The sequence below is a fragment of the Leptospira inadai serovar Lyme str. 10 genome, from assembly GCF_000243675.2.
Lineage (GTDB): Bacteria > Spirochaetota > Leptospiria > Leptospirales > Leptospiraceae > Leptospira_B > Leptospira_B inadai.
In genome coordinates this window covers 641,500-666,760 of sequence record NZ_AHMM02000015.1, presented here as the reverse complement: position 1 = coordinate 666,760, position 25,261 = coordinate 641,500, and the positions used below count along the sequence as shown (strand labels likewise).

Genomic DNA, 25,261 nt, shown 5'->3' with positions numbered 1-25,261 from the left:
CGTTCCGTTACTATATGTAACGGGCGGACTTCCTTCTAGCTCAAATGATTTTTCCATGAAACTATACTCGGAACTCGCGGAATACTACTTCGATATTGAAAAGAATACCAGAAAATTCGACCTTGAAACTCAATTCCTAGATCGTCTCTTCAGAAAGCATCGAATTCGAAATATTTTAGATCTTGGCTGCGGAACAGGTGAGCACGTAACTCATTTCCAGGGCCTCGGATACAGGCCTAAAGGCGTCGATTCTTCCGCCCGAATGATCGAAGTTGCCAAAAAACGCTACTCACATTGTCGATTCGAAGTGGGAAACATGCAGACGTATAAAGCGGCCGAGCAATTGGACGGAATTATAAGTTTATTCGGTTCGTTTAACTATCTGTTAAGTAATGAAGAAGTCGAAGCGGCTCTTAAACATCTAGAACAGAATCTAAAACCGGCCGGTATAGCAGTCCTGGAAGTTTGGAATGCGGAACCGTTGAGGAAGATAAAACGTAAGGCGATTGCGCCCGTTTCCCAGACTAAAGCGCGGAATACGATCATTCAAAGAAATCGCGGTTTTAGATTGGTTCGCGCCGACCAAGCCACCGTGGTGGAAGTGAACTACATTTACAATCTGAATTCCAAAGAGATCAAAGATAAGCATTTAATGCGCGCCTATTTTCTTACGGAATTCCAGCGAATGGTTTCAAAACATCGAATGGAAATTCTTCACGTTTATTCCAATTATAACGAAGTAAAATTCCGCAGTAACGCCAGCCGTATGATCTTAGTACTCAAGAAAAAAAGCGTATAGCGTACAGAAGACAGAGGACAGACGACTGAAGACTGAACATCGGCGAGCCGGGTTTCCATGTTCTAGAGAAAGATTCTTATGCTAACAGTGGATCTTTCTTCGGCCCTCCTTTCTCTGTGACGGAACTCCCACGCAGAGGACAGAGGACTGAAGACAGACGCGCTCGCTTCGCTCGCGCTAGACAGAAGCTGCGCGATGTTGAAAAGGCGGCAGGGGTAGACGAAAGATCTACTATAACGCAAGAATCTTTCTATAGAACACGGAAACTCCCCTAACATTGGATTTTTCCTCTGCCCTTTTTCTCGGTGTAGGAGTTCCAACATAATTCGTTTTTAAAAAAATTGTTGCCAGGTAAATAGAAATAATTTCTGTCCTCTGTCCTCTGTCCTCTGTCCTCTGTCCTCTGTCCTCTGTCCTCTGTCCTCTGTCCTCTGTCCTCTGTCCTCTGTACAAAAAATTCCTTCCCATTGAACTTTCTATTTGCGATCTTTGAATCTGGAGGAAGCAGATGGCCGAAAATTTTGACGTAACCGTGATTGGCGGCGGTCCGGGCGGTTATGTTGCCGCGATCAGAGCCGCACAATTAGGATTGAATGTTTGCCTGGTTGAAAAAGAAAAACTCGGCGGCGTTTGTTTGAATTGGGGATGTATTCCCACGAAAGCCTTGTTAGAGTCCGCGCATCTTCTCCAATCGATACGAAAAGCGGAGACCTTCGGCCTAAACGTCACAGGAGCGATACCCGATTTTCCGGCGATAATCAAACGTTCCCGCGGTGTCGCCGATACGATGGCAAATGGCGTCGACTTTCTCATGAAGAAAAATAAAATTTCCGTAAAGAAAGGAAGCGCGGTCTTTAAGGATAATCATACCATTTGGCTCCCCGATTCTTCAAAGGAAGAAATTCATTCCGAATTTTTTATCATTGCAACCGGCGCGCGTCCCCGAGAACTTCCCGATCTATCTTTCGACGGCGAAAGAGTTCTATCCAGCAAGCATGCGATGATCCAAGAAGGCGCGCCCAAATCTCTCGCCATTATCGGAGCAGGCGCGATCGGAGCCGAATTTGCCGACTTTTATTCGACGATGGGCACGGATATCACCCTTATCGAATTGCAGGATAGAATTCTACCGTTAGAAGATTCCGAAATTTCAAACTTACTGAACCGATCTTTTGTAAAACGCGGAATTAAAATACTCACGAACGTAGGAGTCACCGAGCCGAAACTAGAAGCAAACGGAGTCTCACTATTATTAAAAGGAGAAGGTCTCCCCGCAAACGGAGAACGGCAGGAATTTTCTAAAGTTCTAGTCGCAATCGGGGTCGTTCCCAACACCGAAGGATTATTTTTGGAAGAGGTCGGCGTCTTTCTTCAAAAAGGATTCATAAAGGTGGATACTAAATATAAAAGTAAAGTACCGAATATATATGGGATCGGAGATTGCATAGGAGCTCCCCTGCTCGCGCATGTAGCTTCAATGGAAGGAGTCAAAGCGGCGGAGGCCATATCGATCGTAAAAGGAAACCCACATAACCTCGTTTATGAGCCCGTCGATTACGGTAAAATCCCCGCTTGCACATATTGCCATCCGGAAGTAGCATCCGTCGGTTACAAGGAAGAAGAAGCGAAGAAAGCCGGTTTCGAAATTGCGACAGGAAAATTTCCGTTTCGGGTCAGTGGCCGTGCTCAGGCATTAGGAGATACGGAAGGGATGGTGAAATTAGTAGCGGATAAGAAGACGGGAGAAATATTAGGCGCCCACCTGATCGGACCGAATGTGACCGAATTATTAGGAGAGATCAACTTGGGAATCGGATCGGAATTGACCTTGAAAGAAATCGCCGGAAGAATTCACGCGCATCCGACTCTTTCGGAAGCTCTCATGGAAGCCGCAGCCCAAGGATTGGGAGAAGCGATTAATCTATAGAAATTGCGTCGCTCTTACCGGAATCCATCGTACCCGAAAAAAGAATATCCACTTTATTCACTTTGAATTCGGTCGGCAAATGAGATTCGAGGCTGAGCAACGATGCGTCTACGTCGTGAAATTTACCCGTGGTCTCGTCGAAAAAATGGTAGTGGTCGTCGATATTACTATCATAGACTGATTTTCCAAGACAGGAAAATTTAAATTCACGGAGAAGACCGGCGGAGACGAGCACGTTCAAGGTATTATAGACGGTAGCCAAACTCATCTTAAATGATCGGCTATCCACCCATTCCTTAACTTCCTCCGCCGTGGGATGATCCGCCTCGCAAAGAACATACTGACAAATTGAAATTCGTTGCATCGTAGGCTGAATGGAAACGGACTTAAGCCGCATTTCGATCTCATCCGTAGTGAGGCAGTAGTTATTCTTCTTACCGAAATGATTCATTGTGCAAAGTCGTTTAAAAAGGTCTCTATAATATAAGACGGTCGTTTCACACCGAATCTTATACAAAAATCGCCCACTTCCCGCTAATCTAAGGAAACCTTTGGATTAGTCTGGAATTCCGCAATCCAAAAAACCCTAAGAAAAAACGGCGCCATTTGGGTTTTTCCTTTGAAAGGGATTCTTCCGACCTATAACGTGACCAAAAATCTTCGGAAATGACAGGAACGAATGAGAAACAAAATCCTTAATTCCATCTTAATCTTTACTCTGCTGCTACCTTTGGCTATCGGAGCCGAGAACTCTACACTTGGGAAGTCCGGCGAAAATTTGGCTCAAACGGAATCGACTCCGACTGCACCGGAATCTCCTGTAGAGCATCACGACTCGAATCCGACATCACACCACGAAGGCTTAGGAGGCGACTTACCGTTTTGGTCGGTCATCCCTTTTATCTTGATCCTTTTAAGCATCGCGCTCTTACCGTTGATCTCGCATTCCACGGCACATTGGTGGGAAAATAATAATAATAAGCTACTACTTGCCCTGGCATTGGGAGGAGTCTCGTTCGGAGTCCTTTTGGCTTATAATTGCGGCGGAAAAATATATCATACGATGGTATTCGATTACATCCCGTTTATCATTTTACTCGCATCGCTTTTTTACATCTCGGGAGGAATCGTTTTAAAGGGAGACATCGAAGCCACTCCGATCAACAATACCATCTTTCTAATCGTAGGAACCTTTCTGTCCTCATTTATCGGAACGACAGGAGCATCCATGTTGATGATCCGTCCGATCTTAAAGACAAATTCGGAAAGAAAGCATGTCGTTCATACCGTGATTTTCTTCATTTTCCTCGTTTCGAATATCGGAGGATCGCTTACTCCGCTAGGAGATCCGCCTTTATTTTTGGGATACCTGCAAGGAGTTCCCTTTACCTGGACCTTCGGCTTATTTCCGGAAATGCTCATCGCCTCGATCATTTTGCTCGTGATCTACTTTATCTGGGACACGATAATGCACGGAAAGGAAACCAAGAAAGATATCCAACGCGATATCGCCAACAAGGAGCCGATCGGCTTGGAAGGTCAAGTTAACTTGATTTGGCTTTTAGGCGTCGTTTTATCCGTCGCTTACATTAATGACCATTACATACCGGCAATCAAGGAAAATCATTATCTAGGATTCTTTCGAGAAGCAGTACTAATTTTACTCATTCTTGCTTCCAAATTCACGTCCGATCCGAAATTACGGGAAAGAAATAAATTCACTCTACAACCGATTCAAGAAGTCGCATATCTATTCATCGGAATCTTTCTTACCATGATTCCGGCGCTCCTCCTACTGGAGCATCATGGAAAAGAGTTAGGCGTAACGAAGCCTTGGCATTTCTTTTGGGTAACCGGATTGTTTTCGGGCGTTCTGGATAACGCCCCCACTTACCTGACTTTCGTTTCGTTAGCCAAGGGTTTATTAGGATTTTCAGATATGCATCAAATCCTATCCGACCCGTTTGGAGAATCTTTATTAAAGGCCATCTCTGTCGGAGCCGTATTTATGGGGGCCTTAACCTACATCGGTAACGCTCCGAATTTTATGGTTAAATCCGTAGCGGAGGAAAACAATATCAAGATGCCTAGCTTCGGGGGATATGTCCTTTATTCCTTGGCATTGCTGATCCCGACCTTCATTCTATTAACGTTCATCTTTTTTATTTGATCGAAGAAGAATCCCGTACGTAAAAATCCTTCCGTTCCTCAGCACAGGGGGGGACGGAAGGATTTTTTACGCCTTCCTGGAATCCGGAAAGACATCGGTCGATTGCAGTAAGCTTAACTTATTCCGAAGATTTAGGAATCGGAGCAAAAACGACGGAATGTAGGCTACGCGAAACTTTCCCTTCCGGATTTATTTTTTCCGTATACAAGACTTCGGCATTCGTATCGGTCGCAGGCTTATACATCACGTATTTTCCTATCCAATCGTAAACGGAAAGAGAATAATCGATGACGGTCAAAGCCGCCTGCAACGGAAGAAATCTGGATTTCACTACCGGTTTCACGTCCCGATCTTTCGCCGCGGCCAACCATTTATACATTCTAGCGGAGCGACCCATATTCTTTAGATTGTCCCATTCCAATCTTGTTTCGGGAAGGGTCGCTTCGACCTGCCTGAAATTCACTCGCACGGGAAGGCCCTTTTCTTTAGATTCCTTAATAGCGGTGGATAATTGTAGATCGAACGTATCTTCGTCCAGATATTCGATCTCGTTGCATGAAGCGAATACCGTTTCGCAAATATCTCCGTATCTTTTATGCACGATGAAAACCATCGCGATATTTCCCGTCGTAGGGTTGTACAAAACTTTCGCGTTATAATTGGTGGTCGGCCTATAATAAATTCCGCGATACACCCGTTTGAAGACGTTCCATCCCACAAATCCGACGTCCTTGAGCAGGGGCGGTTGGGGTATTTCCAATCCGCGAGTGGCTATATGCAATTTCTCGACGGCGACCCTACCGTCACGTTTAGAGATTTCTAATAAAAAATCCCTAATATCTTCCAAGCCGTCGTCTCCGAGCTTCAATCGTTTCGATACAGTGTCTATGAAAACCTTACCTACGTTTTCCGAAAGAAGTCTCTTCAGCTCGGACTTTCCCCCTTTCTCGTTCAAATCGTCCAACGTATATTGAATGCAGTCCTCTTTGTGACAGGAAATCTGCTCTTCGTATCGATCGACTCCGAAATATCCGGAAGCGGAAGGTTTGGTCTCGACCTCGGATTCCGCGAACAGATCCGAACAAACGACGATTATCGCGATTAACGCTAAAATTTTAGATCTCAAGGATCCGCACCGAATTCAGGAAACCTCGTCCCTATAATCCATGACCAGATACATCAAAGTTTCGTTATCCGTCGGATTGATGTATTCATGAGGAACGTCTGCTCTAAAAAACACCGAATCTTTCGTATCGAGCTCCACTACCTTGTCCGCCACCCGGAGTCTTAATTTTCCGGATACTACCACCAAATTCTCGGTGGTTCCCGCTTGGTGAGGTTCCGCAACTTCGATTCCTCCGGGCTTCAAAACCAATTCGTAAAATTCGGTTCTTCTTCCTCCTAAGAAAGGAAACAAAGCCCGGCTAGAGAAAACTTTAGAACTGGAATATAAAATCTTGGTATTTTCGGCTTTTAAAACGAGAACTCCGTCCGTTCCTTTTTCTTTTAACAGTTCGCTAAACGGCACATTCAAACCGTTGGCGATTTTCCAAAGAACGGCGATCGTAGGAACGCTCTTACCCTGCTCGATTTGAGACAGCATTGCCCGACTCACCCCGCAGCGAGAAGCCAATTTATCGAGCGAGAGACCTTTAGTATGGCGGATTAATTTAAGGTTTTCTTTTACGACTTCCGTAATATGTTCGCTGGAGACGAGATCTTTTCCGTCTAATTCTTCCGCATCGGCCTGGTTCATACCTTTTTCATCCAATATAACGGAAAGTGTGTCAATCTAATTTCCATAAAAACAGGACAGGTTTACAAGAAGATAGGATTTCTGATCCTAGGATTTGCATGACGTTCCGGGAAAAATCAAATTCTTCGCGATCGGTAACTTCCGAACAGCCTTCGCAAGCTCTGAAAATTTGCTACCGAGGAAGTTTTTTACTCATAGCTGAGAAGCCTGCCGGCCTTCCCGTTCACGCGACCTTGGATCCGCATCGAAAAAACTTCGCCGATCTAGTCCAAGCCCAGGAAAAACTTCCGTATCTTAGACTTGTGAATCGATTGGATTTGGATACGACCGGCTTAGTCTTATTTTGTACCGATCCGGAAAAAAATAAGGAAGCGGATGAGATCCTTTCCCAGGCGGAAAAAAAATATCTGTGCATTGTTAATCGAATTCCTCCGGAGAAATCGTTTCGAGAAGAATGTTTCTTGAAGGACGGCAAAGGTCGTGTAACAGCCGTTCGATCCGGCGGAAAGAAAGCGATCACCGATTTTAAGATTTTATCGACTAACACAGCTTCAAATATCTCCATTCTTGAAGCCGCCTTGGTAACGGGACGAAGACACCAAATTCGGTTCCAAATCGCGGCTGCAGGATTTCCAATTTTAGGCGATACCGTTTATACTCCGAGCGATTTCAGGATAAAAAAAACGGTTCCGATTCCAAACCGTTCTTTACTTCATTCTTATCTTCTAAAATTCAAAACGGAGGAAGGAATTTTTGCCAGGGCTATTTCGCCGCTTCCGGATGATTTTCAAAAATACCTTTCCTTTTTTCCTGGAATTTCCCTCCCTAATTGAATATTCTGGAACGATATTTTCCGGTCGCGGTACTGCGATCGACGGGAGGAGAGAATGTCCGAATCCATCGCACTGATTGTGGGAGGCTCCGGGGCCGCCGGCCAAAGCGCCATCCAGGGATTGAACGAAGACCGGACAATCTCGGGGCGGAATTGGAGAATCATCGCAACGACTTCCGGAGACAAGGATGTGGAAGGCGCGAATAAAACGTTGAAACAAATTCAACTGGATGAACCGGATGAGGCCGTCTCTAAAATAATCGAAGCTTTAAAAATGGAAGATCCCGTGGACATTCTAATCTATACTCCGGCCCGCGGAAAATTAGGATACCCTGCATCCGAGACGCCGGACGAAGACATCGAATCCGGGTTGAAATTCTGCTTCGATCCGATGGTGGAATTGGAAAAAAAATTATCTCCCCGTCTGACGATCGGATACTCGGCCTTCTACTATTTACCCTATTTGCTTACGTATTACGGTTCTCTGGCCTTCATAAAAAAGAAAATGGAGGAATGGGCCTTGGAAAAACCTGCCTCTCGAAAAATGATCCGAGCCGGGACATTTTTAAGCCAAAGCGCAAGAGGAATTTCGATTATACTCCAGAGATTAGCGAAATCCACATCCCATCCCGATCTGCAAAAACTAATCGAAGAGCAAAAGATCTCGGGGAAAAAATTTTCGGACTTTTTCATCGATTATATTCAAAAAAAGGAAAAGGAAAATTTCCGGAAGGATTTTCTCTCCATCCCCTATCGGTTCACGGAGCCGAAGGATTTAAAGGATGCTTTATTAAGAATCCTGCAAGGAGAAGACGCTCCGATTCTAGCGCTCGTCGGTGCTTGGGTTTGGACGGAGAATTCGCTGCCGCAAATGCCCGACTATCTCAAAAAAAGATGAGCGAATATAAGATTTTCCCTATCGGAACGGTCCATTGACGGCACTCCGGTCATCGATATTAAACCGGCTTTTCAAGAATATCTACCTAGACAAAACGTGGTTCAACCCCGCTGGTCCAAGGAATTAATGCACAACTAATGGAAGAGTTAATCCTATCCTCGCTTCGGAATTCCCCTGGAATCGTTCCCGGCTCTCAAGTATATAAGATATTTTGTATATTATAATTAAAACCAGTACCAGGCTTTTGTCATAGTACGGACCAATCTCCGATCGGCTGGATTAATGACCCCGCAGGAGGTATTTTCCCTTTTCCCCGATCCAGAAAAATCCCCCGTAATTTGGAATTTTCCAGTAATGCAAAATCGTTTTCGGTATCGCCGAAGGATATATCGTATCCTTCCCCGTTCGTAGCTTCCATGATTTTCCGGACCTTTCCGGTTCCGTACGTGAACGGTTCCACGACGCGATGCGAAAGAATCCCGTTTTCCTCCGCAAGTTCCACACCCAAAACCCGATTTTCCGGGATACTCCAATGACCGGAAACTTCCCGGATGACTCCTTCGGGCGAAGCCGTCACGATCCAAATATCCGCATTTATGCGTCGTAATTCAAGAATCAGTTCAAAGAGAGCCTTGTACGGTTTTACCGCCAGGTCGGTTTCGGAACTTCGGTTTTGCTCCCAGATTGCTCGGGCGGTTTTTCTCAATTCCAGATTCGAGCGACCCGAAAAAATCCAGGTCGACCATCGGTAAGCGACTTCCAACCCTTTCGTTTCATGAATAGTATCATAGGCCGCCCAGGCTTCTTTCTGAAAAGACGAAGGATCGGATTTGCGTAGTTTTTCCAGGCGATCCGCTGTCGCAGGTTCCGCAAAAAAAGGACGTATATCGGAGATCCAAGGAAGACCTTGCCGAAGAAGCTCGTTCATGACGGCTTCTCCAAAATCGTTCCGTACTAACGTATTATCGAAATCGAATATAACACGGAGAGGTTCCGCGCGATCTAGAATTCCGCGCAAAAAGGAACTTGCTTCTTTGGACCAAAACGTTTCGGACAAGTAGCTTACTGTTGGATCGTTTCCTTGGCAATGGCGACTTGAGAGTCTCTGTCCGCCAAGAACGGTGGTAAGTAATGTTCCGGATTTAAGACTACGTTCTGGTAACGCACTTCAAAATGCACATGAGGACCGGTCGTATGACCGGTATTACCGGAAAGCGCAAGGACCTGCCCCTTCTTTACTTTATCTCCCTGTTTTACGAACAAAAGAGAATTATGAGCGTATAATGTTTGGATTCCGTTGATCTGAGGATGCTGGATCACGACTCTTAGACCGTAACCGCCGTCCCTCTTAGAATCAACGACTAATCCGTCCGCGGCCGCAATGACGATAGATCCGTTCGGGCAGGCGATATCCACTCCTGCATGCAGGGCGTTCCAGCGTCTCCCAAGTCGGGACGTTACGCGAGAATGTTTAAAACTAAGAGGCCAGATAAGCTCCCGAGAATCGGAATTGAATATTTCCCGTCCCTTGTCTTCCAAGAGAAGGTTTCGGGTATAATTCGTATTGTAGGGAAAAAATACGGGCTCGGAAGCGGGAATTTTTCCCGAGTCATGAATTCCGTTCAGAACTCGAACTTCTAATTCGGATGTCCCGAATTTATGATATAAATCGTCCAATGAGTCTTTCAGCTTTCCGGTGACGATCCAAATTCCTTCTCTTCCTTGGTACGTTTGGATATATTGATTATCGATTTTTACTTCTTCTAAATTTGGATTCGCAAAAGATTTGAGTGCAAAAACTAGTAGAAGCGGGGTTAGGATCCCCAGAATCGTTAGGCGGATTTTACTTTTCATTTGGTCCTTTCCTTTATGCACTGCCAAAAAGCTTCCTAAAAAACGAAGGCTGTTTCTAGGATCGGCAGAAAATTTCCGAAAGTTCAGCCTATCCTACCTGGCCGGAGTCCATGGACAAGAATTTTTCTCGTCTCGGATCCTTGCGATCGGTCAATTGGGCCAAATTTTGCATTAAAATCATATGTTTTCGATAAGATTTCTTCGGTTTTCATTCTATTTAATAAATTTTTAACAGTTTTTAATAAAAGCGAGCGCCCGCTTCCCTAAAATTGGAAGCGTTAACTCCAGGTTTTTGAACCGATCCTCTCTGTAAAATGGATTCTTGCGATTTTTCTCGTAAGAAGCAAAGATATGCGACATAATATAGTAAAAATAAAGGCAGTTGTCTACTCTCTTTCCGAAAACGAAATCCGAAAGATGCAGATCAAAAAGGGGAAAAGCGACTTACTCTAAGAATCGTTCCTGGAGTTCTAGAGTGGGAACTCTGCAGGAATCGGATTTTCCAAACCAGTGATACCTGCGTTTGGCCACAAAATCATAAAACCAGTCTCGGACGGGTGACGGAATCATGATTCCGGCAACCCCAAGATTCCACGGAAATCCGACCACTCGCAGAATCTCTAAAATCGCTCTAGATTTCCGGAAGATCCTGCCTTGCGTATACAGGAGAATGCTCGCGTCCTCTCCTAAGAGATCGACGGATTCGCTCGGGGATAAGAAAGATTGGGCCGTAGCCGATTGAAGGCTCGCGAAACGCAAGCGCTTCTTTCTATCTATGTCGATGAGGAATGTAACGCTCGCATTGCAAAGATTGCATACGCCGTCAAAAAAAACGATCGTATAATCTTTCAACTCAAGCGGTGCGTACGCCATGCCAACTTATTAGACCCTATTGCTGCAGCAATGTATCTCGCGAACAATATAGGTTAAAAAACGAGGATGAAAACCTAGTACCATTTCTCTTGGATCGATGCTGCGAAACAGCCGACTTAGTTTTTTCGTTCCGCTCCACCGACTCTGGGTGCCGCTCCGGCTCCCCCCGCCTGACCGTAAATATTCACCGCCTGCTTCGGTAAGCTGGATTTTCTCCATTCAAACCAGGAGCCGATATAAACGTTTACGTCATTGTATCCGACTTCTTTTAACATCAAAGCCAAAAGGGAGGATCTCGCTCCGTTATAATCATAAATAACGGTCGTGCGTTCCGGCATAAACGGGAACCCGCGAAGTTTTTTATTAAAGAATGTCTTATCGACTAGATCGCCGGTGGGATCGTATAACATTCTCCAATCCCAAAGAAAAGCACCCGGCAAACGACCGCATAAGCTTCCAGGCTCTGGGGCGGTAAGGCGTGGGAGCTTGCCTTCATATTCCTCTGGAGTCCGAGTATCGAATATTTGCAGTCGAGTTAGATTTTTTTCCAGAAAGGCCTTATCGATGATTCCTTCCAATTTGCGAATCTTGGAAGCGGGACCGAAATCGAGTTCCCTCGATCCCTTTTCGGTTCCTTCTTCCACAGGCCAACGTTTGTCTAAAACATACGTATGCACAAAACCGGCCGACCGTAAGAGCAAAGTTAAGCGAGCGGCGAACATGCCCATCCCCTCGTCAAATACGACAATACGGGACTTCCCTTCTTTCTTTGCCAAAGCGAGAATTTCATCCAAGGGTCCCAGCATCTTCTTGAAAGATTCAGGGTCCGATGCGAAAGCCTTCTTCACGAAAGGAAAATAGTATGCTCCTTTCAGAGTAGCTTCCTGGTACTGCGCCTGGGAACGACAATCGATTAATAAGTCCTGATCAGACAGGTCTGATTTTAAAAAGCTCCAATTGGACAAGATACACTACCGTTTATTTGTTATAGAATTCGAACCTAGAAGTTCGAGAGAGTAAGAGGAAAATTCGAAAACGATTCGATGGAATCCGAAGTATTCTAAACTTACTTTTAACCATATTCCAAAGTCCCGCTCGAAAGTTTAACTTTTTTTTCGGAAAGAGAAAAATTCGCGACATAAGGAAGAAAAATGCTGCGATTTTTTTCTTCCTGAGGCGGTTCGGTAAAATACAGTTTTTCCGAAGCCGATACTCTATAACAGTGAATCTTCCGGTGCGTAAAATTATCCAGTCGTTTGTCACTCCGACCTGTCTATTCCTGATTTTTATTCTTTCGGCAGGGGATTGGGACCGATCTCCATCCCGTAACTTCTCGCTTTTAGCGGAAACCGGCTCTTTACAAAGTTCCTCAACCGGTACGCTGGATGATCCCGAGTTCAAGGACGGTTGGAAAAAATATTCGAAGGAAAAAGACGCACGACCGCTGAAAGCCTGGTTTCAATCTCACCCGGACGTAAATATTCGTCCATGCAAATTATCGAAGACTCTCGACTTTGAAGGATTACAGTATTTTTCGATCAAATGCCAGGATGAAATTCTGAACGGTTTTTTTTACTCCGGTAAGGGAACGATTTCCGATCCCGATTCGATCGATTCGATTCGAGTAAAAGGTCCGGTGAAAATCGGTAAAGTCGTCTATTGGGATCTGTCTTTTTCCGCCCAAGACCTTCCGTCAGATTCATCCGCAGAACGTTTAGAAAAACCGAATAAACGACCCCGACTCCCTGAAAAGCCTGCCGATAACTTGGGATTACAATATTTTTTTAGTATCGCAAGACGTCCTGCTTACAGACCGGCTCCGGATGGAAAGGAAATTTTCTTCGATTCTTCCTGCCCCCTAGTTTTCTTGGGTAAGGACGGAGATTTTTACTGGGACAAGGCTATTTATTTTTCCTTCCAAGCCAGTTGTATTCCTCAATCACCGTATTCTTGGGTGAGAATCAGAGCGGATTTTTCCGGGAATCTAGTGCTGGATAATAAACCTTCCCAAAGCCTAAAGGAAGGGGAACGCTTTCTCGCGAAACTCAAAATTCAATCCATCGAAAAAGATAAAATCGTCTGGTCCGAAGCCGAGCTATTCCATGAATAATATTCGAAATTCTGCAATCTACCTGGCCCTCTCTGCCCTCCTATTTCTTCCCGAATCCGTTTCCACGCAAAACACGCAGAACGGCAACCAAGATCTTAAAAATCTGTTCGGCAGCGTGGTGATCGTTCGAAGCGATAGTTATCCCGATCCCTCCGATCCTCTCGAGTTCGGAGATCAGGATTTATCGAAAGACGTGGGTTCGGGTTTCATCATACAAGGGAATAGAATTTTAACGAACGCTCACGTAGTGGCGGAATCCAAATTTTTAAAAGTAAAACATTATAATAGCGGAAAATACTACGATGCTCAAGTGGAGTTTTTGGGCTTCGATTGCGATCTTGCTCTCTTAAAAGTGGCGGACGACGAATTTTTTATGGGAATCGAGCCTCTGGAAATCGCGGAGGAATCCCCTTCCTTAGGAAGTAATTTATTGATGCTTGGGTATCCCGAGGGGGACGAGAATCTTACCCTCGAAAACGGGGTCGTGAATCGAGTCGAGCGGCTTCGATATTCGTTTACCGGCCTGGATTATCGGAAGGTCATTCGGGTCACTGCCAACATTCTTCCGGGTTATTCGGGCGGACCTGCCGTTCAAAACGGTCAGGTTGCGGGAATCACATTCGAGGTCAGCCAGCTGCAAGGGAACACGGCATATCTCATTCCTCCGGAAATCGTTCTCCACTTTTTAAAGGACGTTCAGGACGGTTCGTATGACGGATTTCCGTATGCAGGATTCACGTTTCAAAACGGAAATTCGGAGTCTTTAAAGCGATATTTAAAAGTCCCGGCAGGCTTACAGGGAATCTTAATCAATAAAGTTTATCCGGATTCTTCTTTTTCGGAAGTTTTAAAGCAGGATGATTTCTTGTATAAGATAGACGACGCTTTTTTGAATAACGAAGGAGGTCTTTTGGAATTTACCGGGAGAACGGTCGTCGATTTGATAGAGCCGCATTTTATCGGAGAAACCCTGACTCTTTTCTTTTATCGAAACGGCAAACACTTCAAAGTTCCCACCCAATTAAAGAAAACCAAATCCTTAGACATGTATCGTGATAGGGACGCCAAAAGTTTCGTAGGCGGCGGGCTAATGTTCCAATCGGTAAATCGGGCCTTATTCGGCAAGGAAAGCCAGAGAATCGAAGCCGCATTACGTTATCATTATAGTTATTTTATACAAGACGAGCTCTTCCGATTTACGGAACGGGATCTGATTCTCACAACCCTTTTTCCGGACCCTTTAAATTCCAAATACCTATCCTATCGATTTAAGATTCTAGAATCGATCAACGGAAAGACGCCTACCGATTTAGCGGACTTTAAGGAATTATGGAGGAAATATTCGGACAGTACGATCGTTTTAAAATTTCGGGGCGTGGGTTTACCGATGATATTGGATGCGAAAACGATCCGAACCATCGACGCAAGAGTCAAAAAACGATTCGACGTGCGCCCAAACGGAAACAAGGAGGAAAAATGAAACTTCGCCTCGTTTTACGATCCGTTTATACTTTTCTAATCCTATTTTTCGTTCCTTCCCTCTTCATCGAAGCGAGATCGAACGGAGAATTTTCGGTTTTAGTACATTTCAGAAAATACTCGCATCATAATCCGTTTCAAAAAGGAATCCCTTTTCAAAAACGGATTCCTGCGATCCGGTTGGATGAACGAACGGCCTTAGCCCTCCTGAAACCGGGGGATATCCCTCTTTTTGCGGAACTCCACCCGGACGAATCGGCCGGTCGTAAGGCCTATTTCGAGAAAGTGGACGTGGAAACCGGTTTAGGAATTCTGATTCTTCCCGAAGACGTGGGCAGATCTAGAAAAAGAATCCCCATTTCTTATCTGGAGCACCTTCATCGCGGATCAAAAGCCTGCGGCTCGTACTTTACGAATCAAGAATGGGGAAGTCTGGATAATTCCAAGACTTTGCTTCCATTAACCAAAATTGTTAAGCGAGAGGAAGGCGAATCCGTAAGAAAATTTCTCTTCTCTCACGGCGTCGTATGCGGCTTCACCGACGGTTTTTGGAATGCAGGTTCGGATCTACTGCGCAGATTTTACACCCACCGATATTCCTCCGTTTCCCCCTTTCCTCACCCGGGATTCGCGGCGGATACGAGTCTGACTCCGGCCGAGGAAAATTATTACTTTCCGAAAGGAAGTGTGGGCGTGGTCGTATCGGAAGTCCTTCCCGGAATAGGCCCTATGCATAATTTGTTTCCCGGAGACGCGATTCTTTCCATCAACGGAATTTCGGTCGCTTCCAAAGATAAACAGCGTCTATACGATCTTATTCTTACTCGACACGGAGCGACCCTGAATACCGGGGATTCGGTGGATTTGGTTTTATACCGGGACGGACGTCGACGAGAGGTAATTTACCGATTGAAACCGTACAGTGAGGATTCCTTCCTAATACCCGAACGAATCGACAAAGGAGCTCCTAGATATTTGATTTCCGGCGGTCTCTTATTTACGGAATTCACTCGCGCATACCTGAAAGAATTCGGAGAAAAATATAAATCTTCCGCGGAACGAAAATTAGTATATTTGGCGGATAGTTTTTCACGAAAACTTCATCCGGAAAAAAGAAGAATCGTCCTACTCTCCAGAACGTTTCCGGATGAGAAAAACCGTTCCTACCAAGAATTCCAGGATCTTATCTTAGAGTCGGTGAATGATAAAACGGTGGATTCTATCGAAGGACTAAAAGCCTTACTGCAGGATACCAAGGATGATTTTTACGTCTTTCGGTTTTCGGGAAATCGAATCGTGGTTTTCGGAAAAGACGAAGCAAAGGAACTCGATACCCGTATAAAGTCCTTATATTCTTTGGACACCCTAGATAACGTAGATTGACAAAATTCTTGACTAAGTCTCGATTCCGAGATTTTCTTTGGATTCGGAACTTTCCATGAAAATCCTTTTCGTAGATGATGAGGAGGTTATCCGGGATTTATTCCAGGAAATCTTCGGTAGCGAGTATGAACTCACGCTTGCAGGAACCGCAGAGCAGGCCCTGGAAATTGCCGACTCGGACGCGTTCGATCTTATCATCACGGATATCCGACTTCCGCGAATGAACGGAATCGAGTTAATAACGAAACTTCGAGAAAAAGGAGTGGAAACTCCCTTTATAGTCATTACCGGAAACCAGGACATCCAAATATCCATCAACGCACTTCGATTGGGAGCGGTGGATTTTTTCCTAAAACCCTTCCGAATGGAAGCGATCCGATATTCCCTGCTTCGATTCCGAAATCTTTTTTACGCGGGAAAAGATTTAGTAGATAAACGGTTTTTTCAGGTTCGGGAATCCAGACAGAAATTCGCATTAATTCCTAGATTAGGAAATCTTAATCAATATGTTCATTTAATTCTGCGCTCCATTTCTCATTTACCGGGACTTCATAGCGACGACCTTCTTTCTCTCAAAGTCTCCCTTTACGAATTGGTCGGAAACGCCATAGAACACGGCTGCGCTAGAATTTCCTATCATCAAAAACAGGAATTGATGTTTAAGGAAAACGATTACTTCTCCTACGTGGATAATATCTGCGAATCCAAGGAAGAATGGATCGAAGTGGAAGTCCATTACGACGACAAGCAAGTAACCGTCATCTTGGAAGATAAAGGGGAAGGTTTCGACCCGGATCGAGTCCCCGATCCGGTAAACGATCCTAACGCGAGCCAACTATCCGGACGAGGAATCTTTTTAGTCCGAATGAACGTCGACTCTCTGGAATATAACGGAAAGGGCAATCGGGTCACTTTCGTCAAGAAATTGCAGGCTTCCGTTTCCGTTAAGGGTTAAAACCTTATACCCGCACTTGCATACCATCTAAAATATTCGCGCACCGCGATTGGTCTTCTAATTTCGTCCAGAATATAAGACTCGTCTTGGCCGGGTTTAACCCAGGCATAAGCGGCACCTAACAACAAATATCCGAGTTCTCCTTTCCAGCCTCCCGCCGCAATCAATTCGAGGCCGCGACCGATATAGGAAATTCCTATCCCGGTAGCCAAAGTCATGCTCCAGCCCCCGTCCAATTCCTTTCGAATACCGGTTTGGTAATACTGCATTCCCGAGTTCTCATAATTCGGCGTTCGAACGGAATCTATTCCGTAAAAAGGAGAGTCCTGCTTGGCTTGAAAGTCCCGCAATAATAAAATCGACACGGGAGCCAGAAAGCCCCTAGGATCACCCTTAATTCCCGCGAACCCGTTTGAATCATGATCCGTTCTGAACGTTCTATCCTTTGTCGCATACAATACTCTTGCAAAAACGGAATAAGATTCCGACTCAAGCGTTCCCGAAAGCGTTCCCATCCAAGCGTTCGTTGCTTGACGAGTATCGTACGAGTTGAATGCATCCGTTCCGTTTTCTCTTCGCCCTTCCACATGAAAGGCGGAGCCGTCGAATTTCATTTCTTTAAATTTTAGAAATTCCCATTCGATTCCGGAATATCTAAAAAACCCGTAAGCGCGAAACGGTTCCGCAGTTTGAAAATAACTGGCTTTCACCGGTTCCTGTCTAGGCTCGGAATATTGGTAGTAGAAAAAGCGTAAGGATTTTATAATATGTTCCGGCTCCCATAAAAAATCCCCGCCCTTTACCCGGAGAGGAGACTGAGTCGTATCTCTCGGCAAATAAGAAAACTGGGATTGAAATTCCAATCCGATAAAACCCCCGCGTATTTTCCAAGAAGGAACCGACCAACCGAATTCCGCATAGTTAGCGATACTCGCAAAAAGAAAACCCGCGCTATCTAATCGTTGGAAACCTCGCCCACCTTCAGCTCGAAAGCCGACTCCACCGAGCCTCAGGGAAAGAGAGCCGATCGCCTCTCCATCCGTTAGGCGATAAATCTTGGTTTGCGAATCATCCTTTACCATGTAAGTAAGATACGGTGATACGAGAAATTGACCTTCCCAAGTCGTCGATTTGCCGATCCATCCTAACTCGGGGCTGAGCGAAGCTTTTGCGGAAGTTTTTGCGGCTGCGTCCGATTGAACTCCTCCTTTTTGAGAAAATCCTCGACCGGATGAATACAGGGACGTATAAAAACCGGACCAGGACTTATATTTAGGAGGATCTTCCAGAGTCTGCGCGGAACGTCCCAGGGAACGGACTCGAATATTTCCATCCGACAACAGGGAAGCGTCGTCCATTCGATATTTAGGATACGAATCCGCGCTCGTATTGGTCCATGCGATTACGAGCAAACTACAGGATAAAAATTGAATATATCTAGGAATACTCACTTACTCGACGGCCGGTAATAGGCCAAAAAATACCCGCTTAAAAGAAGCCAGGACGGAATCTGTCCTAAGAAAAACGCGCCGGCGGCTCCCATAGTTCCGTATTCCGGGATCAACAAATTGTCCAATATCAAACCGGAAACCAATCGGACTAATGCGAGAAGAGCCAGCATTCTCGGTTGACCCAAGGCAAAGAGTGCCATTCCAAGCGGAGAAAAGACCAATTGCAAAAGATAATTCGGATACAATAATTGAAAAACCGGGACGGATTCCGGATACTTACCTGAAAATAAGGCCGCGAACACCCAATCCGAAAGCAAGACCCAGGGTCCTAAAAGCAGGGCCAATCCGCTTGCCATTAGAATCGATTTGCCTAGAAATTTTGCGAACTCGCCGTTTTCCGTCAGCCTGGAAAGTTTCGGATAGATCATCGAGTTGAGAACCGAAAAAAGGATCACGAACCCGCTGAAAGGTTGCAAGGCGGTTCCGTACGAGGCGACGGCATCGTTGGAGTGGTAACGATTCAGGAAGAATAGTTCCATCCTGTCCGACACGATCGCAAACAAAGACGCCAAAAAAGCGTATCTGTTAAAGGAGGCCAGTTCCCGGGTCTGAATCCTTATCTCCTCTTTCTCACCCACCCAGTTCAACTTTTCTCTCGGAAACAAAAAGAAGAAAAGTACGATGGTTAGAGCGGGAGCGGAAGTAAAGATCCCAAGTATATCTAGATTATTTAATGCTCGATCCGTAAACTGATCGGCAAAGTACAATATCGTTAACCGAAAAAGATTGGGGAGAGGATACCAGAGCGAGAGTGATTGATATTGTCCGAAAGAGACGAAAATACTCTCGAAATACGTATTAAACGAAAGAACAAAACTTCCGAATACGAGCAAAAAGACCACTAACGCATTTTCGTGAAGCAGAATTCCGGCCGCACCCGAGATGACGGCTAACGCGGCGAAGGCGCCCCATTTAATCCACAAGGATGAGGCTAATAATACTCCGATTTTTTTCTTATCTTCCGTTAACGGAGAAAGATATTTGACCAACGCTGTGGGCAGTCCGAACTCCGCGATGGCGAGCAAAATCGGCAGAAATCCGGAGTAGTATTGAAAAATACCGTTTTCATTTTTGCTCAGTATTCGAACCGAGTAGACCATAAATACGAAATTTAAGAGGGACGCAAGGACCTTGGAACCCCCTACCGAAAAAAAGGAGCGTAAGAACCCCGAAGTGCGGAGGCGGCTAATCGCTTCCGGAAAAACTTTCAAGGTATCCGATAGTCGGGACATTCGTTAAAGTAAGTAAATTCCTCCTTTGATCCTCTTTAAGAGAAAGGGAGAAACGTGGCTAATATAGTAACATACGATCCCATACCTTACGTATCTGGCAACCGGATTTTCCGGCAAAAGTACTTTGAAGAGTTCTCCCAAGAAAATGAAAAATACTAAAATGCCAAGCAAGGTGATTCCGATTCTCACTAGAAACGACATCCAATTAGAGCCGGCATTCCAGTCTAGACCGGCAGAACGATTAGAAACGATCCCGATTCCGAATCCCGCTAAGGCTCCGGAGGAAGAGACGACCACCTCCCAAGAATGGTACGCTTGATCCATCTTAGATCCTTCCAATAGCAAAACGCTCGGTAACGTGATCGCGATGATTAGAATTATATAAGACTTCATACGGTCGGATGAAAGTTTTTTGCCGTCCGAAAAATTCGCCTCGAGTAGATTCCGATTCTTTTTGAACCATAATTCTAATCCGAAAAGAAGTGAAAGGCCCAGTATAAAACCGCCGATCACATCTCCCAGAAAATGCAGCCCCGCATACATTCTAGTGACGGGCATAAGCAGAATGAAAGCCGGTAAAATTCCCCTGAGCCATCGAACTTTAAAATGCAAAAACATCGTGCCATACAGGACGACGGCAGTTTGAACGTGTCCGGAAGGAAATCCGAAGGAAGGCTCCGAAAGGCCTAGCTCGGCGGAAAAAGGCAAACCGGCAGGCCGAGGAAATTCCAATAACGCTTTGCAAGTTCCGTTCAAAACACCTGCGACCATCAATCCTAACGCCATTCGAATTCCGATCTTGCGATCCAGACATATGTAGGTGAAGGAGACAAGGGCCATGAAGAAGGCCGTCGAACCCAAGTAATGGAAGAATATTGAAAGCGGACCCAGGATCGCATCCAATCCGAATCCGTGAAGCGCTTCCAAAGGAGCATTACTAAAAATCCCATCGCTCAATACCGAACTCTTCCAGCCCATGCGACCAGCCTAAGAAACGTCCCGTTCTCAGCAAAGATTTTTCAACGAAAGGATTTCTTCCCTTGGAATTGATTCCGAACGAATGGTAGATTAACCGCGGAAACCTCGTAGAATTGCCCGAGCAAAAACAAAATCTAAGTTGATGTAATGTAAGCGCAGGGGTAGCATGAATCAAAGGAAGATCGCAAAGTGAACGGTTGTTAACTTCGCTCGATGATCGTTTCCGGGATTGTTTATAACATTCCAAAGTTTGAATTTAGCTTAGATAGGATTTTCATGGACGAAGCCGCGCCGCAATTAGGAGAATTGGAGAGTTTATTTCTTATCCCGAGGGAATATGCCAGACTTTTTTTAAAAGGATTCCTTCACCTGATCTATGACGTAGAAATACAGGGAGTCGAAAACATCCCCGCATCCGGCGGAGGAGTGATTATTTCGAATCATACGGATAATCTCGACGTGATCGTCCAAGGTACTTCGGTTACGAGAAAGATCGTCTATTTGGGAAAGTACGAACTCTTTCATCCTCAGGAATCCATGATAGAATTGCTCAAGAATCCGGCTTTTGATAATTTTCCGCTCAGCCTGATAAAAACCGGACTTCATGCGACATTGAACACTCTCGGGAGTTACCAGGGAAAAACGTTGATAAATTGGGGCGGAGTACCAATATTAAGATCTCATAATATTACGGATTCCAAATCCGCCGCAAAATATTATGAAGATCTCGAAAAATACATGGTGAATATTATTTCAAAAGGGGAATTGGTATCCGTTTATCCGGAGGGTACAAGGTCCGAAGACGGAAAACTCGGCGCATTCAAGGCCTTGGCCGCCAAAATCGCGATCCAGGCGGGTGTACCGATCTTTCCTACCGGAATTCAAGGAGCCTGGAGAATGACTAAATTGGATTCGTTTTTAAGCGGCAGAGTATTTAAAACCAAGATAGTTTATAAAATCGGAAAGCCGATACTTCCGTCGGAATTCCCCAAGGAACCTTTAAAGCGGGCCGCAAAATTATTAACCGAAGAGCTCGAACATCGGGTCGCCGATTTATCCGGAAGTCGTCGTAGCAACGACAAATCGAGCGAAACGCAATCATAGGAGAATTTCGAAATGGAAGCGCAAGCATACAATCCTAAACATAAACTAAAGTTCGTTACTGCTGCATCTCTCTTTGACGGACACGACGCTTCCATCAATATCATGAGACGAATACTACAATCCTCCGGAGTGGAAGTCGTTCATCTCGGGCATAATAGATCCGTAAAGGACATCGTGGAATGCGCGATCCAGGAGGACGTGCAAGGAATCGCAGTCACGAGTTACCAAGGCGGTCACGTAGAATATTTCAAGTACATGATCGATTTATTAAAGGAAAAAGGAGCCGGTCATATCAAAGTTTTCGGAGGAGGCGGAGGTACGATTCTTCCGCAGGAAATCCGAGAATTGGAAGCGTACGGAGTTACTAAAATTTATTCTCCGGATGACGGAAGGGCCCTGGGACTCCAGGGCATGATCAACGATCTGCTGACAAAATCCGATTTTCTTCCGCCTATGACGTTCAACGGGGATCTTCATGGCGCCTTAAGAACCCGAAACCCGATCGCCATCGCCCAATCCATTTCTTTGGTCGAAAGTATTACGGATAAAAATAACTCAGACATTCCTGCCGGAGGAAAGTTGGATTTCCCTCCCCCGTCTCGCGTAATTCCGGTTGTCGGAATTACCGGAACGGGTGGCGCAGGAAAATCGTCTCTTACGGATGAGCTCGTTCGCCGATTCATACAGGATTTTCCAAGCAAGACGATCGCAATCGTTTCGGTCGACCCTTCCAAGAGAAAGACCGGCGGAGCTTTGTTGGGAGATAGAATTCGTATGAATTCCATCTCTCATCCGAACGTGTATATGCGGTCCTTCGCAACCAGAGAGGCGAATATAGCTTTAAACAAGAACGTAAAAAAGAGTCTGGAAATTCTAAGAAGTTCCGAATTCGATTTGATCATTGTCGAAACCGCCGGAATCGGCCAGAGCGACTCGGAGATCACCGAAGTCGCGGACATCAGCTTATATGTAATGACTCCCGAATTCGGAGCCGCGACCCAGCTTGAAAAAATAGATATGATCGATTACGCCGATCTCATCTCCGTAAATAAATGCGATAAGCGGGGAGCTCAGGACGCAATTAGGGACGTGCAAAAGCAGTTCCAACGATCTCGAAAACTCTTTGAAGAATCTCCGGATGAAATGCCCGTCTACGGAACGATCGCATCCCAATTCAACGATCCTGGAACGAATAATCTGTATGCAGCGTTGATAAGCGCATTGAATTCGAAATTCGATTTGGGCTGGAACTCCACTTTCTCGATTACGAAGGAAACCAGTCAAAAAATTCATATTATCCCTCCGGAGCGGCAACGTTATCTTTCCGAAATCGCAGAGGAATGCGAGAAATACGATTCCTTTGCGGAAAACGAGGCCTCGTTGGCGGAAGTCTTATATAGAATCCAAGGAGCGATCGAGGTTCTTCGGGAAAGAGGAAAGAATACCGCCGATCTCGAAAAAGAATTTCATGGGAAGGAAGCGCAGCTTCGTCCCGAGACAAGGGACCTGCTACGCAATTGGGAGACGAAAATCGGCAAATACTCCGGCGATTTCTTTACCTATTCGGTTCGCGATAAGGAAATTAAAGTTCCAAACTTTACAAAATCTTTAAGTAATATAAGCATTCCGAAAGTAGCGGTTCCGAAATTTCGGAATTGGGGAGAAATCGTCCGCTGGTCTTACAGGGAGAATTTTCCGGGGGAATTCCCTTTCGCCGCCGGAGTTTTTCCGTTTAAACGAACCGGAGAAGACCCGACGAGAATGTTCGCGGGAGAAGGCGGCCCGGAACGCACAAATGCGAGATTCCATTACGTCAGTTTAGGAATGCCTGCGCAAAGATTGAGCACGGCCTTTGACTCGGTAACTCTGTACGGAGAAGATCCGGGGGAAAGACCCGATATTTACGGAAAAATCGGGAACTCAGGGGTCAGCATTGCAACGTTAGACGACGCGAAGAAACTCTATTCGGGATTCGACCTATGCAAACCTAGCACCTCCGTTTCCATGACGATCAACGGCCCTGCTCCTATGCTTTTGTCTTTTTTTCTAAACGCCGCTATCGATCAATCCTGCGAAAAATACATTCGATCGGAAGGGAAAACTAAGGAGATCCAGGAGAAAATCCAGGCGATTTACCGAGCGAAAGGAGTTCCAACGCCCGTTTACAAAGGCGAGATTCCCAAGGGCAACGACGGACTAGGTCTTCTTCTATTGGGAATTACGGGAGATCAGGTCCTAAGCAGAGAAGTTTACGAAAAACTCAAAGCCGAAACGTTAACTACGGTAAGAGGTACGGTTCAGGCGGATATTCTAAAGGAAGACCAAGCTCAGAATACCTGCATCTTTTCCACGGAATTCGCCCTAAAATTGATGGGAGACATTCAGGAGAATTTCATTCGGAATAAGGTGCGCAATTTCTATTCGGTTTCGATATCAGGATATCATATCGCCGAGGCTGGTGCAAATCCGATCACCCAAGTCGCATTCACTCTGGCGAACGGATTTACCTATGTTGAATATTATCTTTCTAGAGGAATGAAGATAGACGACTTCGCCCCGAATCTTTCGTTCTTTTTTTCCAACGGAATAGATGCGGAATACGCCGTGATCGGCCGGGTTGCCCGAAAAATTTGGGCAAAGAGTATGAAGAACAAATACGGAGCCGGCGAGCGATCTCAAATGTTGAAATACCATATTCAAACCTCCGGACGCTCTTTGCACGCACAGGAAATAGCGTTTAACGATATACGAACGACTCTTCAAGCGTTGTATGCGATTTATGATAATTGCAATAGCCTTCATACCAACGCGTATGACGAGGCGATAACGACTCCGACCGAGGACTCCGTTAGAAGAGCGATGGCGATTCAATTGATCATCAATCGAGAGTTAGGTCTGGCTAATAATGAGAATCCGCTACAAGGTTCCTTCATAATCGACGAATTAACGGATCTAGTCGAGCAGGCGATACTAGCCGAATTCCGGAGAATTTCTGAACGAGGCGGAGTATTGGGCGCGATGGAGAGGATGTATCAAAGGAATAAAATCCAGGAAGAATCGTTACATTACGAACATTTAAAACACAACGGCTATATTCCGGTGGTCGGAGTAAATACGTTTCTGGGAAAGGACGGCTCGCCTACGATCCTCCCCGATGAAATTATTCGCTCTACCGACGAGGAAAAGAAGGTCCAAATAGTTCAACTCCGTAAATTCCAGGAAAGAAATCGAGACGAAGCTCCGGTAGCATTACAAAAACTGCAAGAGGCTTGTATCGAAGACTCCAACAGCTTCGACCAGCTAATGGAAGCTTCTAAAGTATGCTCTCTTGGACAGATGACCCAGGCTCTTTATGAAGTGGGCGGACAGTATCGGCGAAACATGTAAACTCCGTCCGAAA

At 45.4% G+C, this 25,261-nt stretch carries 21 protein-coding genes; 11 read left to right on the top strand and 10 right to left on the bottom strand.

Going from position 1 to position 25,261, the window contains the following annotated elements; all coding sequences use genetic code 11:
- Positions 1 to 55: 55 nt before the first annotated feature.
- Entirely contained in the window at positions 56 to 799 is a 744-nt protein-coding gene (locus LEP1GSC047_RS06865; RefSeq protein WP_039934388.1) for a class I SAM-dependent DNA methyltransferase, read from the top strand.
- Positions 800 to 1,307: 508 nt separating this feature from the next.
- On the top strand, positions 1,308 to 2,726 hold the full coding sequence (lpdA, locus tag LEP1GSC047_RS06855) for a dihydrolipoyl dehydrogenase (protein ID WP_010411324.1): 1,419 nt from the start codon (positions 1,308 to 1,310) through the stop codon (positions 2,724 to 2,726).
- Here the strand turns inward: lpdA and perRB are convergent.
- A complete protein-coding gene (gene perRB / locus LEP1GSC047_RS06850) occupies positions 2,716 to 3,177 on the bottom strand; it encodes a peroxide-responsive transcriptional repressor PerRB (RefSeq protein WP_010411327.1) in 462 nt (153 codons plus the stop codon). The two genes, lpdA and perRB, sit on opposite strands and share 11 nt — an antisense overlap.
- Positions 3,178 to 3,405: 228 nt before the next feature.
- Between perRB and LEP1GSC047_RS06845 the strand changes: the two genes are divergently transcribed.
- A complete protein-coding gene (locus LEP1GSC047_RS06845; RefSeq protein WP_020988402.1) occupies positions 3,406 to 4,896 on the top strand; it encodes a sodium:proton antiporter in 1,491 nt (496 codons plus the stop codon).
- Positions 4,897 to 5,014: 118 nt separating this feature from the next.
- Here the strand turns inward: LEP1GSC047_RS06845 and LEP1GSC047_RS06840 are convergent, their stop codons facing one another.
- A complete protein-coding gene (locus tag LEP1GSC047_RS06840) occupies positions 5,015 to 6,022 on the bottom strand; it encodes a hypothetical protein (protein WP_010411332.1) in 1,008 nt (335 codons plus the stop codon).
- Positions 6,023 to 6,037: 15 nt separating this feature from the next.
- The gene (locus tag LEP1GSC047_RS06835) at positions 6,038 to 6,652 is read right to left on the bottom strand and encodes a helix-turn-helix domain-containing protein (RefSeq protein WP_010411335.1); all 615 of its coding nucleotides are present in this window, start codon (positions 6,650 to 6,652) and stop codon (positions 6,038 to 6,040) included.
- 98 nt (positions 6,653 to 6,750) lie between these two features.
- On the opposite strand from LEP1GSC047_RS06835, the gene LEP1GSC047_RS06830 reads away from it, so the two are divergent.
- Positions 6,751 to 7,485 (top strand): RluA family pseudouridine synthase, encoded by a 735-nt coding sequence (locus tag LEP1GSC047_RS06830; protein ID WP_010411338.1) that lies wholly within the window; start codon positions 6,751 to 6,753, stop codon positions 7,483 to 7,485.
- Between the two features lie 54 nt (positions 7,486 to 7,539).
- Positions 7,540 to 8,382 carry a Rossmann-fold NAD(P)-binding domain-containing protein gene (locus LEP1GSC047_RS06825; RefSeq protein ID WP_010411340.1) on the top strand — a complete coding sequence of 281 codons (843 nt, stop codon included), beginning with the start codon at positions 7,540 to 7,542 and terminating at the stop codon, positions 8,380 to 8,382.
- 247 nt (positions 8,383 to 8,629) lie between these two features.
- Here the strand turns inward: LEP1GSC047_RS06825 and LEP1GSC047_RS06820 are convergent, their stop codons facing one another.
- From LEP1GSC047_RS06820 to LEP1GSC047_RS06805, 4 genes are all read right to left on the bottom strand, one after another.
- Positions 8,630 to 9,439: an HAD family hydrolase gene (locus LEP1GSC047_RS06820; protein ID WP_010411344.1), complete on the bottom strand. Its 810-nt coding sequence runs from the start codon at positions 9,437 to 9,439 to the stop codon at positions 8,630 to 8,632.
- 5 nt (positions 9,440 to 9,444) lie between these two features.
- Positions 9,445 to 10,263 (bottom strand): M23 family metallopeptidase, encoded by an 819-nt coding sequence (locus tag LEP1GSC047_RS06815; protein WP_052580639.1) that lies wholly within the window; start codon positions 10,261 to 10,263, stop codon positions 9,445 to 9,447.
- Positions 10,264 to 10,680: 417 nt separating this feature from the next.
- Positions 10,681 to 11,109 (bottom strand): thiol-disulfide oxidoreductase DCC family protein, encoded by a 429-nt coding sequence (locus tag LEP1GSC047_RS06810; protein ID WP_010411349.1) that lies wholly within the window; start codon positions 11,107 to 11,109, stop codon positions 10,681 to 10,683.
- A 116-nt stretch (positions 11,110 to 11,225) separates the two neighbouring features.
- Positions 11,226 to 12,074 carry a sulfurtransferase gene (locus tag LEP1GSC047_RS06805; protein ID WP_010411353.1) on the bottom strand — a complete coding sequence of 283 codons (849 nt, stop codon included), beginning with the start codon at positions 12,072 to 12,074 and terminating at the stop codon, positions 11,226 to 11,228.
- A 257-nt stretch (positions 12,075 to 12,331) separates the two neighbouring features.
- Between LEP1GSC047_RS06805 and LEP1GSC047_RS06800 the strand changes: the two genes are divergently transcribed.
- Genes LEP1GSC047_RS06800 through LEP1GSC047_RS06785 form a run of 4 tightly spaced genes read left to right on the top strand, consistent with a single transcriptional unit; the run spans position 12,332 to position 17,036 of the window.
- The gene (locus LEP1GSC047_RS06800; protein WP_010411356.1) at positions 12,332 to 13,219 is read left to right on the top strand and encodes an LIC11113 family protein; all 888 of its coding nucleotides are present in this window, start codon (positions 12,332 to 12,334) and stop codon (positions 13,217 to 13,219) included.
- Complete coding sequence (locus LEP1GSC047_RS06795) at positions 13,212 to 14,699, top strand: S1C family serine protease (RefSeq protein WP_010411360.1); 1,488 nt, start codon at positions 13,212 to 13,214, stop codon at positions 14,697 to 14,699. The genes LEP1GSC047_RS06800 and LEP1GSC047_RS06795 overlap by 8 nt, the downstream gene beginning before the upstream one ends.
- Entirely contained in the window at positions 14,696 to 16,081 is a 1,386-nt protein-coding gene (locus tag LEP1GSC047_RS06790) for a PDZ domain-containing protein (protein WP_010411362.1), read from the top strand. Before LEP1GSC047_RS06795 ends, LEP1GSC047_RS06790 begins: the two co-directional genes overlap by 4 nt.
- A 55-nt stretch (positions 16,082 to 16,136) precedes the next feature.
- On the top strand, positions 16,137 to 17,036 hold the full coding sequence (locus tag LEP1GSC047_RS06785) for an ATP-binding response regulator (RefSeq protein WP_010411365.1): 900 nt from the start codon (positions 16,137 to 16,139) through the stop codon (positions 17,034 to 17,036).
- Here the strand turns inward: LEP1GSC047_RS06785 and LEP1GSC047_RS06780 are convergent.
- The 3 genes from LEP1GSC047_RS06780 to LEP1GSC047_RS06770 are packed head-to-tail and all read right to left on the bottom strand — an operon-like array spanning position 17,033 to position 20,757.
- Complete coding sequence (locus LEP1GSC047_RS06780; protein WP_010411368.1) at positions 17,033 to 18,487, bottom strand: hypothetical protein; 1,455 nt, start codon at positions 18,485 to 18,487, stop codon at positions 17,033 to 17,035. The genes LEP1GSC047_RS06785 and LEP1GSC047_RS06780 overlap by 4 nt on opposite strands.
- On the bottom strand, positions 18,484 to 19,779 hold the full coding sequence (locus tag LEP1GSC047_RS06775; RefSeq protein ID WP_010411370.1) for an oligosaccharide flippase family protein: 1,296 nt from the start codon (positions 19,777 to 19,779) through the stop codon (positions 18,484 to 18,486). Before LEP1GSC047_RS06775 ends, LEP1GSC047_RS06780 begins: the two co-directional genes overlap by 4 nt.
- 3 nt (positions 19,780 to 19,782) lie before the next feature.
- The gene (locus tag LEP1GSC047_RS06770) at positions 19,783 to 20,757 is read right to left on the bottom strand and encodes a phosphatase PAP2 family protein (RefSeq protein WP_010411373.1); all 975 of its coding nucleotides are present in this window, start codon (positions 20,755 to 20,757) and stop codon (positions 19,783 to 19,785) included.
- Between the two features lie 276 nt (positions 20,758 to 21,033).
- Here LEP1GSC047_RS06770 and LEP1GSC047_RS06765 point away from each other — a divergent pair, with 276 nt between their 5' ends.
- On the top strand, positions 21,034 to 21,861 hold the full coding sequence (locus tag LEP1GSC047_RS06765; RefSeq protein ID WP_020988395.1) for a lysophospholipid acyltransferase family protein: 828 nt from the start codon (positions 21,034 to 21,036) through the stop codon (positions 21,859 to 21,861).
- 12 nt (positions 21,862 to 21,873) lie between these two features.
- Positions 21,874 to 25,248 carry a methylmalonyl-CoA mutase family protein gene (locus LEP1GSC047_RS06760; RefSeq protein ID WP_010411377.1) on the top strand — a complete coding sequence of 1,125 codons (3,375 nt, stop codon included), beginning with the start codon at positions 21,874 to 21,876 and terminating at the stop codon, positions 25,246 to 25,248.
- Positions 25,249 to 25,261 lie beyond the last annotated feature (13 nt).